Origin of the sequence: Marinicellulosiphila megalodicopiae (assembly GCF_045862395.1) — a bacterium.
Taxonomy (GTDB): Bacteria; Pseudomonadota; Gammaproteobacteria; order Pseudomonadales; family Natronospirillaceae; genus Marinicellulosiphila; species Marinicellulosiphila megalodicopiae.
The window spans coordinates 648908-665897 of the sequence record NZ_AP023087.1 but is presented as its reverse complement, the minus strand read 5'-3'; the positions used below and the strand labels follow the sequence as shown (position 1 = coordinate 665897).

Annotated in this window: 14 protein-coding genes and 1 pseudogene; 6 read left to right on the top strand and 9 right to left on the bottom strand. The window is 36.0% G+C overall.

The genetic code is table 11. The annotated features are described in order from the left end of the window. Positions 1-241 precede the first annotated feature (241 nt). Both TYM08_RS02725 and TYM08_RS02720 read right to left on the bottom strand, forming a co-directional pair. Positions 242-529, bottom strand: coding sequence for a hypothetical protein (locus TYM08_RS02725; RefSeq protein ID WP_422381440.1), 288 nt, complete (start codon positions 527-529; stop codon positions 242-244). 38 nt (positions 530-567) lie between these two features. Continuing rightward, positions 568-2412: an ABC transporter transmembrane domain-containing protein gene (locus TYM08_RS02720; RefSeq protein WP_422381439.1), complete on the bottom strand. Its 1845-nt coding sequence runs from the start codon at positions 2410-2412 to the stop codon at positions 568-570. A gap of 216 nt (positions 2413-2628) precedes the next feature. On the opposite strand from TYM08_RS02720, the gene TYM08_RS02715 reads away from it, so the two are divergent. The 3 genes from TYM08_RS02715 to TYM08_RS02705 all read left to right on the top strand — a co-directional run bounded on the left by TYM08_RS02715 (position 2629) and on the right by TYM08_RS02705 (position 5603). Further along, a complete protein-coding gene (locus TYM08_RS02715; protein ID WP_422381438.1) occupies positions 2629-3414 on the top strand; it encodes a substrate-binding periplasmic protein in 786 nt (261 codons plus the stop codon). Positions 3415-3658: 244 nt separating this feature from the next. Next, positions 3659-4534 carry a TIGR00730 family Rossman fold protein gene (locus TYM08_RS02710; RefSeq protein ID WP_422381437.1) on the top strand — a complete coding sequence of 292 codons (876 nt, stop codon included), beginning with the start codon at positions 3659-3661 and terminating at the stop codon, positions 4532-4534. Between the two features lie 97 nt (positions 4535-4631). Continuing rightward, positions 4632-5603, top strand: coding sequence for an IS1595 family transposase (locus tag TYM08_RS02705; protein ID WP_422381436.1), 972 nt, complete (start codon positions 4632-4634; stop codon positions 5601-5603). Positions 5604-5679: 76 nt separating this feature from the next. Here TYM08_RS02705 and TYM08_RS02700 read toward each other — a convergent pair whose 3' ends face one another. Both TYM08_RS02700 and TYM08_RS02695 read right to left on the bottom strand, forming a co-directional pair. Continuing rightward, positions 5680-6987, bottom strand: coding sequence for a DEAD/DEAH box helicase (locus TYM08_RS02700; RefSeq protein WP_422381435.1), 1308 nt, complete (start codon positions 6985-6987; stop codon positions 5680-5682). 113 nt (positions 6988-7100) lie between these two features. Further along, complete coding sequence (locus TYM08_RS02695) at positions 7101-7562, bottom strand: GNAT family N-acetyltransferase (protein WP_422381434.1); 462 nt, start codon at positions 7560-7562, stop codon at positions 7101-7103. A gap of 569 nt (positions 7563-8131) precedes the next feature. On the opposite strand from TYM08_RS02695, the gene TYM08_RS02690 reads away from it, so the two are divergent. The 3 genes from TYM08_RS02690 to TYM08_RS02680 all read left to right on the top strand — a co-directional run bounded on the left by TYM08_RS02690 (position 8132) and on the right by TYM08_RS02680 (position 10715). Then, complete coding sequence (locus TYM08_RS02690; RefSeq protein WP_422381433.1) at positions 8132-8851, top strand: HipA family kinase; 720 nt, start codon at positions 8132-8134, stop codon at positions 8849-8851. Continuing rightward, positions 8848-9657 (top strand): DUF3037 domain-containing protein, encoded by an 810-nt coding sequence (locus TYM08_RS02685; protein WP_422381432.1) that lies wholly within the window; start codon positions 8848-8850, stop codon positions 9655-9657. Before TYM08_RS02690 ends, TYM08_RS02685 begins: the two co-directional genes overlap by 4 nt. A gap of 509 nt (positions 9658-10166) precedes the next feature. Continuing rightward, positions 10167-10715, top strand: coding sequence for a secretin N-terminal domain-containing protein (locus TYM08_RS02680; RefSeq protein ID WP_422381431.1), 549 nt, complete (start codon positions 10167-10169; stop codon positions 10713-10715). Between the two features lie 366 nt (positions 10716-11081). Here the strand turns inward: TYM08_RS02680 and TYM08_RS02675 are convergent. The 5 genes and pseudogenes from TYM08_RS02675 to ltrA (TYM08_RS02655) all read right to left on the bottom strand — a co-directional run. Next, a pseudogene (locus TYM08_RS02675) lies at positions 11082-11263 on the bottom strand (transposase); the annotation flags it as partial. A gap of 74 nt (positions 11264-11337) precedes the next feature. After that, a complete protein-coding gene (locus tag TYM08_RS02670) occupies positions 11338-12312 on the bottom strand; it encodes a transposase (RefSeq protein WP_422381430.1) in 975 nt (324 codons plus the stop codon). 158 nt (positions 12313-12470) lie between these two features. Continuing rightward, positions 12471-13811 carry a group II intron reverse transcriptase/maturase gene (gene ltrA / locus TYM08_RS02665; RefSeq protein WP_422379593.1) on the bottom strand — a complete coding sequence of 447 codons (1341 nt, stop codon included), beginning with the start codon at positions 13809-13811 and terminating at the stop codon, positions 12471-12473. 769 nt (positions 13812-14580) lie between these two features. Next, positions 14581-15072, bottom strand: coding sequence for a hypothetical protein (locus TYM08_RS02660; protein ID WP_422381429.1), 492 nt, complete (start codon positions 15070-15072; stop codon positions 14581-14583). Positions 15073-15241: 169 nt separating this feature from the next. Continuing rightward, entirely contained in the window at positions 15242-16582 is a 1341-nt protein-coding gene (ltrA, locus tag TYM08_RS02655; protein WP_422381428.1) for a group II intron reverse transcriptase/maturase, read from the bottom strand. Between the last annotated feature and the right edge of the window lie 408 nt (positions 16583-16990).

Below are 16990 nucleotides of genomic sequence, written 5' to 3'. Positions count from 1 at the left end.
AGGTATAACAATTCTAATACTGCATTATTAACATTAATACACGCCAAGCAATATATTTAATAAACATTTCTTACCTTCTCCAACAAAGAAAAAATATTATGCAACAATAAATTCTATAATTAGCTCAATTAGTGATTTTCCTGATTGGGTTTAGCATTAGAAATAAAAATAATGACCAAAACACAGCCTATCAAATGCGCCTTTAATCAAGTTAAGTTGCAACAAGTAATCAGGAAATAAACTAAATACCTAATAAGTTTGTAAATAGCACACAAACTTTTAGTAAGAATGCAACCACAACACCTGACAAAATAAAACCAAACACAATCGACTCAGGCCATTTAAAACGCCCCATAAAGTATCTTGAATAAAAAAATGTTAAAAATAAAAATGAAGCTGCGCAAAAAGGCAAAAGCATCGCTCCTGCTTCACGCGCTCCAGCAAGTTTTGCCACCCCCAAAATAAATAATGGAAAAGTAAACGTAAGTGCTGTGAAAATTAGCACAGCCTTTAATGTATAGGTCTTCATATTTCACTCAATTAATAAAATCGGCGCATTATAATCGGTTATTGGGCCGATGTCATAAACTGCAGTCGGGCTAAGTTTTGATATAACTTGCTCGTTTGCATTAATTGATCGTGGGTGCCAGTTTCAACAATTCGCCCCTCATCCATAACAACGATACAATCTGCATTTTTAATGGTGGACAAACGATGCGCAATCACCAGCGTTGTTCTTGAAAGTACCAACCGATCTAACGCGTTTTGCACTAAATGCTCTGACTGTGCATCCAGTGCACTGGTCGCCTCATCAAGTAAAAGTATATTTGGATTATTTAAAATCGCCCTTGCTATCACAATTCGCTGCTTTTGACCGCCACTTAAACGTACGCCATTTTCACCTAAATACGACTCATAACCCTGGGGTAATTTTTCAATAAATTCATGTGCATTTGCCGCTTTAGCGGCTTCTACTACCTCCTCAAAAGTGGCATCAGGCTTTCCGTAGCGAATGTTATGCATTACATCTGCACTGAATAAAATTGGATGCTGAGGCACCCAAGCCATATTTTGACGTAATGCATCTAAAGACCAGTCTTTAATATTATGCTGATTCACTAGAATTTGACCTTTTTGCGGATCATAAAAACGCAGCAACAGTTCAAAAATAGTAGATTTACCAGCACCACTTGGCCCTACAATCGCAATTGTTTGACCTTGTTTAATGCTTAATTGAATATCATCAATAGCAGGCTTATCAGGACGAGTAGGATAATTAAAACTAAGTTGTTTAAATTCAATATCGCCATTTTTACTTGATGATGCATCAATAGGATGTTCAGGCGTTTGAATTTCACTGTGCACATTGATCAAATCCATCAAACGCTCAGTGGCACCTGCTGCACGCTGTAACTCCCCCATTACTTCAGAAATGGATGCGACACCCATTGCAACCATCATTGCGTATAAGACAAATTCAGCTAATTCACCGGGTTGCATACGTCCATGTATCACATCGCTGCCTCCCACCCAAATCATAATTCCGATCGCAAAAAATGATAAGAATATGGCGCTGCCCATTAAAATTGAACGATAGCGAATACGCAACTTTGAAACATCATAAGCGCCTGAAACTTCTTTATCGAAATTATTTATTTCGTACGCCTCTCGATTATAACTTTGCACCGTTTTAATTTGCTGAATCATTTCGCCTGCAAATGTACCCACATCGGCCACACGATCTTGGCTACGTTTTGATAATTCACGTACTTTTTTGCCAAATACAATCATTGGAATCAATACCAAAGGTACAGCCAAAATAACGACCATAGTTAGTTTGGGATTAGTAATTAACATCATGATTAAACCACCCACCATCGTTAAACCACTTCGCAACGCAAAGGAAACACTCGACCCTATTATCGACTGTAACAACGTGGTATCAGTGGTTAAGCGAGACATAATCTCACCGCTTCTATTTTCCTCAAAATAACTTGGATGTAACTTAACAACATGATTAAAAACAGATTGACGTATATCTTTGGTCACTAATTCACCCAGTGTGGTAACCAAAAAAAATCGAATAATTGTTCCTATAGCAAATATGACCGCCAAAACCAACATTCCCAATAAAATTTGATTTAATCGATCGGTAGATTGCGTGGCAAACCCTTCATCAATTAATAAACGTAAACCCGAGCCAAACGACAAAGTAATGGCAGTTGTCACCAATAACGCTGTCATTGCACCCGCCATACGCAATTTGTAACGTGCCAAAAAAGGAACTAAATTTTTTAATAAATTTAATGGCGCTTTTTGTGAGCTAGGATCAGAAGAAGGGTCAGAAGAAGGATCAGAGTGTTTAGTGTGAATGTTTGAGGAGGAAACTTGGATATCGGCTTGAGAAGTCATAGAAAATTCTGCAAAAAAATAAAGAGGACAGCTTACGCTCTTGCCTCTTATTTATGAGTAACAGAAGTCATTTTATTTAAACCTAAATCGAACATATTATCTAATTTTGTCATCGATACAACTTGTAACACAATTGTTAAATGCAAATTCAACTCAACAGTATTTTGACTGCTATGCTTTAAACAATGCAATACAATCTCTAGGTGAAAAAAAACTATGCATCATGCAAAATTAAAATTTTCAACTAGAACTACCCAACGATTAAAAGCCACTCAACGATTTAAAACGCAATTATTATTCAAAATACAGCCCACATTATTAATTATTTTCGCATTAACTAGCTATTCAAATGCAAGCGAACTAGTCAGACTAACGACTAAAATTTGGCCACCGTATCACTACTATAACCAATCAGGTGAATTAGTTGGTAAAAGTGTCAGTGTCGTACAATGTGCATTCTCCAAACTAAACACCCTCCTTACAATTGAAGTGTTACCCTGGGCAAGAGCACAACATGCGGTTAAAAATAATTTTGCCGATGGATTTTTTTCAGCATCCAGAAATGCCACCAGAGATATTTATGCCGTTAGAACCTCCGCCATTGCTGAACAAAATTGGGCGTGGTTTTATATAGATTCAAATATTGATCCGCAAAGTAAGCATTTCAAATCCGATATAGATGTAGTTGCGACTAACGGCTCTAACATTGCCAATTGGTTAGAAAAAAACGACTACCGATTAGTCACCAAAGTAGCTGAAACTGAAAATTTAGTCAGCATGCTTTTAAACAATAGGATCGATGTATTTATGGGCAACGAATTAGCCGTAGAAACATTTATAAAAGAAAACAATATTACAACCAAAATCCATAAATCTATTGCTAGAAGCATGCCTGTTGGCATTTATCTGACTAAAGACTTTTTAGCCAGACAAGACGAGAATTATTTACCTTTATTAAACAATGCTATTCAACAATGTCGTAATGAAATGATAGCGTTGTAGCAATGGGGCTTTTTGTACTAATTTCCTTATCAATCTAATATCATTTAATGACTCACAACAATGTGTTTTCTAATTAATGTGTTTTTCTAATTAATGTGTTTTTCTAATTAATCGCTTCAATCAAAAAATCAAACCAAAAAATCAAACCAAAAAATCAAACCAAAAAATCAAACCAAAAAATTAAACTGACACTCATCGATGCAATGCTTTAATATTTCACAAAAATATTAATTACGGAGCTCACATGAGTCACCAAGAAGCACCCAAACACGATGCGATTAGCGCAGCACAAGATCTTGAATTAGCACGCAAAAGTAGAATGGACAATCCGTCTTATCAATTAGCTTATGCAGATGATGATTTTTTATTACGCGATGAGCTGCGTGCATCACGTTTGCAATTTGAATGGTTAAAAGCAGACATCATTCAAACTGAAAATGAAATTGAATCAACCGTTGTCATATTTGGTGGCGCACGCTTTCCAGAACAATCGGTTGCCCAGCAAAAATTAAAAACCATTTGCGATGAAATTGAGTCCCTAGGTGAAAATAAACAACGCTTAAAAAAGAAAACCATTGCACAAAATATTGTTAATAACAGTCGCTTTTATTTGGAGGCTCGCAAACTTGCTCAAAACATTACCAAGCTGTCCTTAAAATATAACGGAAAACAATTTGTTGTGGTAACAGGTGGTGGCCCTGGTGTGATGCAAGCGGCGAATCAAGGTGCAGCTGATGAAAATGGCAAAAGCATCGGTTTAAATATTGTTTTACCGTTTGAGCAAAAACCCAATCCGTTTATTACGCCAGACCTGTGTTTTCAATTTCATTATTTTGCCATACGAAAAATGCACTTTTTAAAACGTGCAGTTGGACTGGCTGCCTTTCCTGGTGGTTACGGCACTTTAGATGAATTATTTGAAACATTGACACTGATTCAAACTAAAAAAGTCAAACCGATTCCCATCGCGTTAATTGGTAAAGAATATTGGAGTAAACTGATTAACTTTGAATTTTTGGTGGAGCAAGGCGCTATAAATGAAGAGGATTTAAATTATTTTAAAATTGTGGATACCGCACAAGAGGCTTATGAATACTTGCATCATCATTGGATCGAGTAGTGATAATTAAAAAGGCTATGTTTAACATTTTTGTTGCTACTAGCAAAATTCATTTCACGATCTAACCTAAAGTTATACCTTAATGATAGATCGAAGTATGAACCGTCAACAATTTCAAAAATTAATTAAACAAGCCGCTAAATTAGACCCTGTGCAAAAACAAAAGCTTGTCCAAACACTAACATTGCAAGAAAACCCCATTTTAGAGCGTTTAGCCAAAGAGTGCATTTCTCATGGAAAGTGCATTCATTGCGAAAGTGAGCGTTTGCGAAAATACGGCAAAAGCAACGGCCGCCAGCGGTTTTATTGTAATCATTGTAAAAAGACTTTTGTTTGCACAAGAGGCAGCGCGTATTTTTATCAGCATAAAGCCGACGACTGGCAAGCCTATTTAGAGCACATGTTGGATCAAGACAGCATTCGGGTTTGTGCTAAAAAAGTGGGCATCAGTTCGGTGACGTCTTTTAACTGGCGCCACCGTTATATGAATGCAGCCGAAAACACCTTTGAAGACAGGCTTGAAGGCATTATTGAGGCTGACGAAACTTACTTTCGAGAATCTAAAAAAGGCGACAAACACCTTAATCGGCCAGCGCGAAAACGCGGCACAAAAGCCTCAACAAAAGGGCTTAATAATACAGATTGGGTGGCAGTGTTAACCGCGATGGACCGGAATCATCACGAGTTTGATCATGTTTTAAAGCAGGTAACCGGTGACGAAATCGAGATGTATTTAGGCTCAAAAATTGTGGATGAATCCATTTTATGTACTGACGGCCAGCCTGCGTATCATCGAATTTGTGAAAATCATCATTTGCATCATGTTGTGTTAACCAATGCGCGTACTAAAGAAGGCGTGTTTCATATTCAAAATATCAACAATTATCACTCACAATTGAAGCAGTGGTATTTAAAAATGCATGGGGTGGCGAGTAAGTATTTACCGAAATATCTGGGCTGGTTTAGGATGCTGGCTTGGCATAAATATCAGGTGTTTTCTGAAAATTTAAATGAGCAAGAAAAATTGTTAGAATTCAAGCTGTTGCAGATACAGCAACATAATTTTTAAACATAGCCTTAAAAAAGGGCTTTGAACAACAACCTTAATATAAAGAGCACCTGCATCCATGCAAGTGCTCGTACTATTATCTTACCGCTTTACGTGCGCGTTTAGATAAACCCATTAAATACGGGTTATTTGCTGCCAAATCTTTTTTACTTGTTGCGCCTTTTGATTTTCTCACGCCTGGTTTTTTAGTTCGGTCACGCGGTTGATACTTCAAACGCAAACGGGTCGGGGCAACGGGCTGTCTTGGGCGAAACTCTACAATGGTTTCACGCTCAACCACTTTTTGTAATAACACTTCAATTTTATCAAGCAATTCAGACTCGTCTGCACTAATCAATGTATAAGCCTCACCTTTTGCTTCAGCACGACCTGTACGACCAATTCGGTGTACGTAATCTTCTTTAACAAATGGCAAGTTAACATTAATCACTGCGGGTAAATCTTTAATATCCAAACCACGGGCGGCCACATCGGTGGCTACCAATACTTGAATTTTACCCTCTTTGAATTTTTTCAAAATCGATGTACGTTTAGCCTGTGTTTTATCACTATGAATAGACGCAGCACTTAAGCTTACACCGTGTTTGTGATCATAAAGGTAATCGGCCAATTCATCGGCACCGGCTTTAGTTCGTACAAAAACCAATACTTGAGACCAATTATTTTTCTTAATTAAGTGCGCGGTTAATTCAAACTTACGCTCTTTATCACATAAAATGGCTTTTTGAGTCACGTTATCAGCAACGGTGTTCTGTGCTTTTGTGTTGATACGTACTTCGTTGTTTAACCATTGTTCGCTTAGTTTTTTGATCTTAGCGCCGTATGTAGCAGAGAACATCAACGTTTGGCGAATTTTAGGCAATTGAGCCAAAATCGTTCCTAGCTGCGCTTGAAAACCCAACTCCAACAAACGATCCGCTTCATCTAATACAATTACATCCACTTGATCTAACTCAATGGCTTTACGTTTTTGTAAATCCATCAATCGACCAGGAGTCACCACTAAAACATGCACGCCTTTTTCTAACGCTTTAATTTGTTGAGCTAATGGCTGACCACCAAAAGCAACGCCGGCTTTAATAGATAAAAACTGGCTGTATTGAGATATGTTTTCATGTACTTGAATGGCAAGTTCACGAGTAGGCACCAAAATAATAGAACGCACTTTTTTAGGTTCTAACGGGCCGTATTTATTTAGACGCTGAATGAGAGGTAACGTAAACGCGCCGGTTTTACCCGTACCCGTTTGTGCGCTGGCAACCATATCTTTGCCCGCAAAGATTTCAGGAATACAATTTTTCTGAATGGGCGTCGCATCGGTGTAACCTTTAAGGTTTAACGCGCGGATAATAGGCTCAGAAATGCCCAGCTGCTTGAAACTCATAGTTCGCTCTAAAATAATAAAAACGCGATTATATCATTGAATTGAGAATGGGTTCGCTTTTAATTGTAACCAGAGTGATCATTGCGGGGTTTTGATCATGTTATTGAGGCGTGCTAAGTATTTAAATCGATCCTCAAAGTCGGCAATATTCTAGCAACCCCACAAATCGAACTACGAATGTCACCTACTTTAACGGCGTTCATATGCAAATAAAACCCTAATGCATTTGGATCTGCACTTAACTCCATCATTGTGAACCCTTGGTTTTTTGCATCTTCACAAGCTTTAATAAACAACGCTTTTCCACAACCAGTACCGATCCAATCAGGGTTCACCCATAAGTGTTCCAAATAAGCATGATCGATTTTAAATTCAATGCCATAAAAACCAATTATTTTTTGCTTATCTAATAATAGCACCGCGTTATGTTTTTCAATCCAATCGCTTGTCATCGTTAAAAGCGGCTCCCATTGTGCCATCCACTCATCAGGATATCCCCAATGCGCTTTGGCTTTTCGTATTAAGTCCGTTAATGCTTGCGCATCTTTTGGTTGCGCTTTTCGATAGTGTTTCATTTTTATTTTTTAGTTTTCCCAAATACAAATAATTCAATATGAACTGACTTAATCTGCAAAAAAACAAATTAGAATATATAAAAAAATACATTTAAATCTCTGATTCTTCGCAATTTTGTAGCGACCAAATTCTCACACCAACTTGCTTAACTTGCTTAAATAGTCACTTATTATCATAAATGACAATTTACATTAATAAAAACTACTAAGACATACTGATCATGAATAATACACGTAATAAACAAATTACATTATCAATGTTAATCAATCGTTTTCAATAAATTCAAAGTATTTATGGATAAGATATTTGATATCCTGAAACAAGCGTAAAATAGTTTAAGACAGTGATTTCGCTATCCTAGTTTTGTGACGTTTTTTTGCTTATTCAGTGTGTCTTGGTTAGGTGTCCTTAATCAGTTAACAAGTTGAATTTTTAACCCATTTAGCACAAGGGATTCAGGCATATTGTGTGTGTCAGAGTAAGCCTCTATTGGTTGCTATCTTTGACACTTAAGCTAACTTAGTTAATGATGCTCATATTCAGAATCGAACACTAGAAAGGTTAAGGCATGACAGAAATAATTGAAGTCATTAACAGATCAGCTCAAGGAATGAGTGGGGTTCATCTATGTAAAGGCGATGATCATAAAAAATATTGGGTTAAAGGTCATAATGTTAGTCGTCTTGATCAGATTAAGGAATGGATTTGTGCGCATTTGGCCGTTTCAATGAAGCTACCTTTTCCTGAATTTAAACTGGTTAATTTTTCAGAAGAGCTAATAGATTGTTTGCCAAACGATCAGAAAATAATTGGCGAAGGACCAGCATTTGGTACCGTGGATGTTGATAATTCGCAATGGTTTCAAAAAAGCTCAATAAAATTGATAGATGAGTCGTTAGCGATTAAAATTTTATTGTTTGATTTTTGGGTTCAAAACTTAGATAGAACGGATAGCAATCCAAATTTATTATTTAATCATACTAAAAAAGAATTAGTCGTGATTGATCATAATTTAGCTTTTGATTTAGAATTTAATGAATCCGATTTTTTTGACTTGCACGTATTTCCTCATTTAAAAGACAAGATATTTGGTGATTTATTTAAGAAAGAGGCATTTGAATTGAAAATGGCCCAAGCAATACTTTCTGCAAAAGAAAGTCTAAATCAAATACCAGAACAATGGCAATGGACCGACCTTGAAGAGACTTGTCCAATTGAGTTAGACTATGACTCAATTTTTGCCATACTTAACCTTTATCAACAACCTTCTTTCTGGAGTAGCAAATGAATAATCAAGCCTGTCGTTACGCCGTAGTGCGCTTTATGCCGTATCCAGAAAGCGAGGAATTTGCCAATATCGGTATTATTATGGCGGTTCCTAAATTGAATAAGTTTCTATTCAAGTTAGAGATACAAAATTTTACTCGTTATACTCAGTTTTTTAAGCACTTAGATAAAGCATTGGTGAGTGATGCCGTGAAATATTTTACAGCTGAGTTGGCTTACTTAAATGAGCAGGTTGAAAATCAACATATAAACGCAATGGACGCTTTAGAGCATTTAGTGATGCCTCGAGCAAATATAATCAACTTTAGTGAACAGCGTACAAAATTGATTAGTACTGACTTAGATGCTGAATTGACTAATATTTTTGATGATTTTGTAAATCATAAATTCGCGACTAAAGAAAGTTATGAAAAGAAATTACATTCTAAAATAAATGGTTTTTTAACAGAATTAAACTTAGAGCGCCCTTTTATTAGGCAAATACTTAAGACAGATAATGGATTTACCGCGCGCTTTGATTTAACACAGGTACATGAAAATGCGCGGATTAAAATTATAAAACCATTATTTTTAGATACGAATAAAGTTAACAAAATATATGAACACAGTGATGCGTGGTTGGCAAAATTAAAGCGATTAAAACTGAATAATATTCTACCTAAAGAAATGATATTCCCTATTGAACATAAAAAAGTAGATGGAGAAATTCTTGATGCAATTAATTGTGTGAAAAAAGATTTTGGGGATTTTGGTATTGTAATGAATGCAGATGACCAAAAAAACATTCAAGATTTTGCGTTAATGTAGGGTTACTCGAATCACTTTAAGGTCATCTTGATGCATTAATAATCAATCGCCCCGACCCTTCAAAAAATAAAAAAGGCCACTATTTAGTGGTCTTTTTTATGTGGTTTGTATCATTTCTGGTTCCACTATCACTCAATTCATCATGATTGCCTAGTTCAATAATCTGCCCTTTTCTAAAACCAATATTTGAATCGACTAACGAATAGCGTTCAAAAGTGTGTGACTTTTGTTTTTTTGTTAATGGAATTTTTTCAGTATTCTAGGCTTAATTTACGGATTTTATTCGTAGGTCGTTTGCTTTCTGCGACAAAACTAATCATCTTGTAAGTGTCTATGTCAAATATAAGGCGCGCCCCCATTGAGCTTCTTGCCTCCAAATAAATAAATATTGATCTGAAACTAATAAAAGATTCATCACTCATAACTTAAAGCACTCCTTTAGACTGTACATAAGGATGCAACAATCAATTGCGTTTCAGGATAACGCGATCAACCATTAAGGCAATACTATGACAGTTAAAATACAGGCATTCGCATTAACCCTACTGTGTTTATTCAGCCCTCTTACTTTTTCAAAAAACTACGATCATTTAAAAGAGATCACATTAAATGAATTGATCAACATTGTAGGTGACACAACGGGAAAATCTTTTGTTATTAATGACACATTAGAAGGATCTGTCAAACTCTTCATTGATTTTGACAACGCAACTAACGAGCAATTATTTGAGTTATTAAACCAAACTTTATTGTTAAATAATTATGGATTAGTGGATAAAGGCAGTTTTTATGTTGTTATGCCTACTGGTCATTTAAAAAATAAATCTTCAAAAATAGACACAACAGGAAACCCTCAAAGCAGCGAGGTAATCACTGAAACCATTGAATTAAAAAACATCAAAGCGTCCAATGCCGTTGACATATTAAGACCTTTGGTTTCGAAATACGGTTATATTACCCAAATAGAATCAAGTAGAGTCAATTCCATTATTATTGTGGACCATGCAGACAACATACAAAGATTAAGCGATTTAATAATTGAATTGGACCAACCTTAATCACCAAAAACCCATTAAAAAGAAGCGAAAAAGAAGGAAAAAGAAGGGGTCGAGTCTTGACTTCAGACCGCATAAAAAAAGAAGGGGTCGAGTCTTGACTTCAGACCGCATAACCAATCGTGAGGTCTGAAGTAAAGATTTGCCCCTATTAAGATTATTGATCATGAATAATACACGTAATAAACAAATTACATTATCAATGTTAATCAAGCGTTTTCAATAAATTCAAAGTATTTATGGATAAGATATTTGATATCCTGAAACAAGCGTAAAATAGTTTAAGACGGTGATTTCACTATCCTAGTTTTGTGACGTTTTGTTGCTTATTCAGTGTGTCTTGATTAGGTGTGTCTTGATTAGGTGGTGTTCTTTTACCGATGTGAAAATTCCTTTTTTAATTGATTTTGTGTAATTAAAGCAAAAAACCTTTCAACCAAATTTAACCATGACGAACTTGTGGGAATAAAATGTAATTGCACGCGACTATTTTTTTCTAGCCACTTCCTGACATTTTCATGTTTATGAGTCGCGTAATTATCAACAATAAGAAGCCAATAGGGTCAAATAACCTTTACAGGGCAGGGGGTCCACAGGGCAGGGGGTCAAATCTTAGGGCTAGGGGTCAAATCTTGACTTCAGACATCAAACCTTTTAATAATTTATCATATTTTGATTTTATTTCTTTTTCTTCTTGCATTAATTTATTTAATCGACTCACGGTTTTAGAGATTGTTGTATAACTTTGCACATTAAATAAATAAGCTAATTCACTAAGCCTCATTCCACAAAGATCTTGGCATAACTTTATTGCACACCAGCGTGGTAAGTTCTTTTCTTTCACGCCTTGCTTAGCATTCAAAATATCAAACTGATCAAGACTAAAGCGCTTCGATAAATATGCGACAATCACTTCTGGCGATATATTTTTAGATACCAATCTTATTTCATCGTTACCATTTTTAATATTATTCTTGACCCTTTTAACAAATGAATCCTCACCCAAAATAGACAATAATTTTTTAGCGTTATAAATTTTACCAATAGCCTGATCATTACCCAACTCAACATATTGTTTATAAGCATTGTATTTTTGATGTTTATTTTGTAATTGATAAATAAAATCTCTATTTAGCCAAGTTGGTGGATTGATTTCATTTATAAACGCAGGATAACTTGACCAAAAATAATCCGATAACTTTTCAACCATGGGCTTTTTTGTTTCAATTGGGTTTCTGTGAATGTATCGACTAACATGCAATAAATAATTATCAGCATCCACCAATACAGATTTATAGCGCCCTCTAAATAGACTCCCATCAGTGTGGTGTTTTCGATTAAAGTATTGAGTATAAAGCCCATTAATATGCTTCATAGCATAACTAAGGTTAGCATTAGGTGTTTTTATTAAAAGATGATAATGATTGGTCATCAAACAATAAGCGTGAATTTCAACCTTAAATCGCTGACAAGCCAGTTCGATACAATGAAGAAAGTATTGATAATCTGTATCATCTAAAAAAATATCCTGCCGTCCACGGCCTCGATTCATAACATGGTGAAAAGCGTTTTCAAATTCAATTCGTAAAGGTCTAGACATATTGAGCTAACTTTAAGTGGGCTTAATTTAAAGATAGCTCAATGCGGTCTGAAGTCAAATAGAGTAGAAGACAGCCACATCTAAAAAAACATGACAGCCTCCCCTCATCAAACCGTACGTGCGGTTCTCCCGCATACGGCTTTCCGATATCCTTCTTCTCAAGCATGCACAACTTTCCAACGCGGTTTTACTGGTGGCTGATACAACCCTAAATAACCGTACAAATACTGCCTTGGAAATTTATGATAACTCGCCCCTCTATTTCTCACCTTGTGTCTGTACCTTAGTTGGTGTCGCAGACTTTCTTCCATATAGTATCGGATCTTCTTTATTTTTCGATGACCGTAACCATAATAAAAATAATTGCACCAGCCTCTGACTGTTGCATTTAATTGTCTAACCACTTCATTTATCGGTACTGGATTCATCGCTCTTCGAGTGTAAAATTTAATCTTCTCACTTACTTTTTTCATCGATTTCTGTGACGGCTCAACCATCGGGAATACTTTTCCTGATTGTTTGCTTTTTGCCATTGAAATTTCAAAACCTAGAAAATTAAACTTCTCTTTTAGCGAATCTACCACTTCAGTTTTGTCTCCATTAAGTTGTAAATCTAATTTACCCAAAACTTGTGTTAACACTTTATATGATGCATCTGTTTCATTTTTACAAAGAATCACTAAATCGTCAGCGTATCGGACTATTTTCGCTTTTAATTTAAATGCTAAATTGTGTTTGTCCCATATTCTATCCAATACATCCAGATAGATATTGGCCAATAATGGCGAGATAACACCACCTTGAGGTGTGCCTAATTTACTTTTCTTACCACCTGCAATAACCGTTTGTTTTCCGCTCTTTTCTACTTTGATCACCACCGACTTTAACCATTGATTTAATAACGCTAATACTTTCTTATCAGAAACTCTCAGCGATACTAACTTCATGAGCTTAACGTGCGCGATGGTATCAAAGTATTTCGACAGGTCAGCATCAATCACTTGTGTATGTCCCGATCTTAACGATTGAGTAATACTGTTCATGGCTTGATGAGCCGATCGATTAGGACGAAATCCGTAACTGTTATTACTGAAGCCCGATTCAAAAATTGGTTCAATGACAATTTTAACAGCCATTTGGATGATTCGATCTTCAATATTCGGGATACCCAACGGACGAGTTTCGCCATTACCTTTCGGTATGTCGACACGTTTAATTGGACTGGATTGATAGGAATTAAATTTAAGCTTAGATTGTAAAATATTTAAGTAACGCCACTTTGATATTTCTCGTTCTATTGTTTCAAATGTCACCCGATCTAAACCAGGTTTGCCATTGTTTTTCTTAACAAGTTCGTAAGCATATTGCAGGACATCCAAACGATAAACCTTGTCATAGATTGAATAAAAGCAAAATGTGGATTGTTGTTTGGCTTTTTGAAATAGTTTCCTCTGAAGGTCACCGACTCGTTTTTTCAAACTGGAAGATGTTAATAGCATAATGCAATCATCTGAGCCTTTTCCTCTTTGGTTACATGAATAAAGTAGAGCCACTTCCCTTGGGTGACGTTATGTTGTCGCTCACCCTCAAACGGTACTATTAGCCCCTCTGACTTCCAATAAAGCCCGTCATCATTTCGCTCTTCGCTTATAAATGACCGTTGATTCTGCAAAAATCACCTTATTGGATCTCCCGTCCTGCACAATGTATCTTCCACCACATACCACTCTTATAACCCCGAAGGACTCTTTCGTTCATGCTCATTAAACATGTTTGTGACTGTCTAAAAAAGACAGATTAGAAATCATATTTTTGATTGAAAGATGACAGCTTTCCCCTTCAAATCAGAGAGTCAGCGTCCTTATTTAGTTAACGAGGCTAAACAGATTCACTTGCGTTGCGGTCTGCGGTTTCGCCTTTGAAAAACTTACAGCATCCAATTACTTGAACACTGCTTTTCAGTGCTACCTAGGTGAATGAGTAATTCCTAGGACAGGACTTTAACCCGCTAGATATATTGCCGGTAACGGCGTACGATTTGACCCCATTCTGTTTTGCCATTCTGTTTTGTGGTGTATTTCACTTAGTTTACGTTGGATAAAAAAAGGCCAATCTTTTTGGGATTGGCCTCGGTTTTATTTTGGGTGTTTTGGTTGGTTTTGTTCAAGCTTATTGTGTGTGTCAGAGTAAGCCTTCAATTTAACGCGTTCTCTATTTACTCTGCCCCCATTGGTCCATTCTGTTTTCCTTGTTATTTACCCTAAATGATTAATATGTATTAATTAAGAATTTCAATATCACATGTGAAGTATCTATTTTAAAAATCAACAGCGTTACAAATAATGGGAGCAACAACACAAGCAATTTATACTCAACATGTTTATCACCTTTAATATACTTAAAAAGTACAGAGCCGACTCCTAATAAAAATACATATAAAATAATTGCAAATATGTATATAAAAAACCCAAGTTCCTTCAAATTATTTTCACCAACAAGCTGCAAATAATACACCACTTGAAAACCACTACCTCTAGCATAACTATAATTATTAAATTCATAAGTTATAGTTGAATTAATCACCCAACCAACGGGTATTGTAAAAATTTGAGGAACTGTTATAGCGGATAATGTAATAAAAATAACTACCAAAAAAATAAATTTCCTATTCTCCTTAAATAATTCTTTATAAGATTTTACATCGGGTATTTTATTTTCATTAACTTCTTTTAATTTTTTATTTTTATTTTTATTTTTCATACACTCATCTCAATCTAAATAGAATAGGGTCAAATATTGACTTCGGACTGCAGTGAGGTATGAAGTCAAATAGAGTAGAAGACAGCCACATCTAAAAAAACATGACAGCCTCCCCTCATCAAACCGTACGTGCGGTTCTCCCGCATACGGCTTTCCGATATCCTTCTTCTCAAGCATGCACAACTTTCCAACGCGGTTTTACTGGTGGCTGATACAACCCTAAATAACCGTACAAATACTGCCTTGGAAATTTATGATAACTCGCCCCTCTATTTCTCACCTTGTGTCTGTACCTTAGTTGGTGTCGCAGACTTTCTTCCATATAGTATCGGATCTTCTTTATTTTTCGATGACCGTAACCATAATAAAAATAATTGCACCAGCCTCTGACTGTTGCATTTAATTGTCTAACCACTTCATTTATCGGTACTGGATTCATCGCTCTTCGAGTGTAAAATTTAATCTTCTCACTTACTTTTTTCATCGATTTCTGTGACGGCTCAACCATCGGGAATACTTTTCCTGATTGTTTGCTTTTTGCCATTGAAATTTCAAAACCTAGAAAATTAAACTTCTCTTTTAGCGAATCTACCACTTCAGTTTTGTCTCCATTAAGTTGTAAATCTAATTTACCCAAAACTTGTGTTAACACTTTATATGATGCATCTGTTTCATTTTTACAAAGAATCACTAAATCGTCAGCGTATCGGACTATTTTCGCTTTTAATTTAAATGCTAAATTGTGTTTGTCCCATATTCTATCCAATACATCCAGATAGATATTGGCCAATAATGGCGAGATAACACCACCTTGAGGTGTGCCTAATTTACTTTTCTTACCACCTGCAATAACCGTTTGTTTTCCGCTCTTTTCTACTTTGATCACCACCGACTTTAACCATTGATTTAATAACGCTAATACTTTCTTATCAGAAACTCTCAGCGATACTAACTTCATGAGCTTAACGTGCGCGATGGTATAAAAGTATTTCGACAGGTCAGCATCAATCACTTGTGTATGTCCCGATCTTAACGATTGAGTAATACTGTTCATGGCTTGATGAGCCGATCGATTAGGACGAAATCCGTAACTGTTATTACTGAAGCCCGATTCAAAAATTGGTTCAATGACAATTTTAACAGCCATTTGGATGATTCGATCTTCAATATTCGGGATACCCAACGGACGAGTTTCGCCATTACCTTTCGGTATGTCGACACGTTTAATTGGACTGGATTGATAGGAATTAAATTTAAGCTTAGATTGTAAAATATTTAAGTAACGCCACTTTGATATTTCTCGTTCTATTGTTTCAAATGTCACCCGATCTAAACCAGGTTTGCCATTGTTTTTCTTAACAAGTTCGTAAGCATATTGCAGGACATCCAAACGATAAACCTTGTCATAGATTGAATAAAAGCAAAATGTGGATTGTTGTTTGGCTTTTTGAAATAGTTTCCTCTGAAGGTCACCGACTCGTTTTTTCAAACTGGAAGATGTTAATAGCATAATGCAATCATCTGAGCCTTTTCCTCTTTGGTTACATGAATAAAGTAGAGCCACTTCCCTTGGGTGTCGTTATGTTGTCGCTCACCCTCAAACGGTACTATTAGCCCCTCTGACTTCCAATAAAGCCCGTCATCATTTCGCTCTTCGCTTATAAATGACCGTTGATTCTGCAAAAATCACCTTATTGGATCTCCCGTCCTGCACAATGTATCTTCCACCACATACCACTCTTATAACCCCGAAGGACTCTTTCGTTCATGCTCATTAAACATGTTTGTGACTGTCTAAAAAAAAGACAGATCAGAAATCATATTTTTGATTGAAAGATGACAGCTTTCCCCTTCAAAACAGAGAGTCAGCGTCCTTATTTAGTTAACGAGGCTAAACAGATTCACTTGCGTTGCGGTC

What these genes read in the sequence shown, in the direction of transcription:
- TYM08_RS02725 (WP_422381440.1), bottom strand. Translation starts at nt 529, where the DNA reads ATGAAGACCTATACATTAAAGGCTGTGCTAATTTTCACAGCACTTACG.
- TYM08_RS02720 (WP_422381439.1), bottom strand. Translation starts at nt 2,412, where the DNA reads ATGACTTCTCAAGCCGATATCCAAGTTTCCTCCTCAAACATTCACACT.
- TYM08_RS02715 (WP_422381438.1), top strand. Translation starts at nt 2,629, where the DNA reads ATGCATCATGCAAAATTAAAATTTTCAACTAGAACTACCCAACGATTA.
- TYM08_RS02710 (WP_422381437.1), top strand. Translation starts at nt 3,659, where the DNA reads ATGAGTCACCAAGAAGCACCCAAACACGATGCGATTAGCGCAGCACAA.
- TYM08_RS02705 (WP_422381436.1), top strand. Translation starts at nt 4,632, where the DNA reads ATGAACCGTCAACAATTTCAAAAATTAATTAAACAAGCCGCTAAATTA.
- TYM08_RS02700 (WP_422381435.1), bottom strand. Translation starts at nt 6,987, where the DNA reads ATGAGTTTCAAGCAGCTGGGCATTTCTGAGCCTATTATCCGCGCGTTA.
- TYM08_RS02695 (WP_422381434.1), bottom strand. Translation starts at nt 7,562, where the DNA reads ATGAAACACTATCGAAAAGCGCAACCAAAAGATGCGCAAGCATTAACG.
- TYM08_RS02690 (WP_422381433.1), top strand. Translation starts at nt 8,132, where the DNA reads ATGACAGAAATAATTGAAGTCATTAACAGATCAGCTCAAGGAATGAGT.
- TYM08_RS02685 (WP_422381432.1), top strand. Translation starts at nt 8,848, where the DNA reads ATGAATAATCAAGCCTGTCGTTACGCCGTAGTGCGCTTTATGCCGTAT.
- TYM08_RS02680 (WP_422381431.1), top strand. Translation starts at nt 10,167, where the DNA reads ATGACAGTTAAAATACAGGCATTCGCATTAACCCTACTGTGTTTATTC.
- TYM08_RS02670 (WP_422381430.1), bottom strand. Translation starts at nt 12,312, where the DNA reads ATGTCTAGACCTTTACGAATTGAATTTGAAAACGCTTTTCACCATGTT.
- ltrA (WP_422379593.1), bottom strand. Translation starts at nt 13,811, where the DNA reads ATGCTATTAACATCTTCCAGTTTGAAAAAACGAGTCGGTGACCTTCAG.
- TYM08_RS02660 (WP_422381429.1), bottom strand. Translation starts at nt 15,072, where the DNA reads ATGAAAAATAAAAATAAAAATAAAAAATTAAAAGAAGTTAATGAAAAT.
- ltrA (WP_422381428.1), bottom strand. Translation starts at nt 16,582, where the DNA reads ATGCTATTAACATCTTCCAGTTTGAAAAAACGAGTCGGTGACCTTCAG.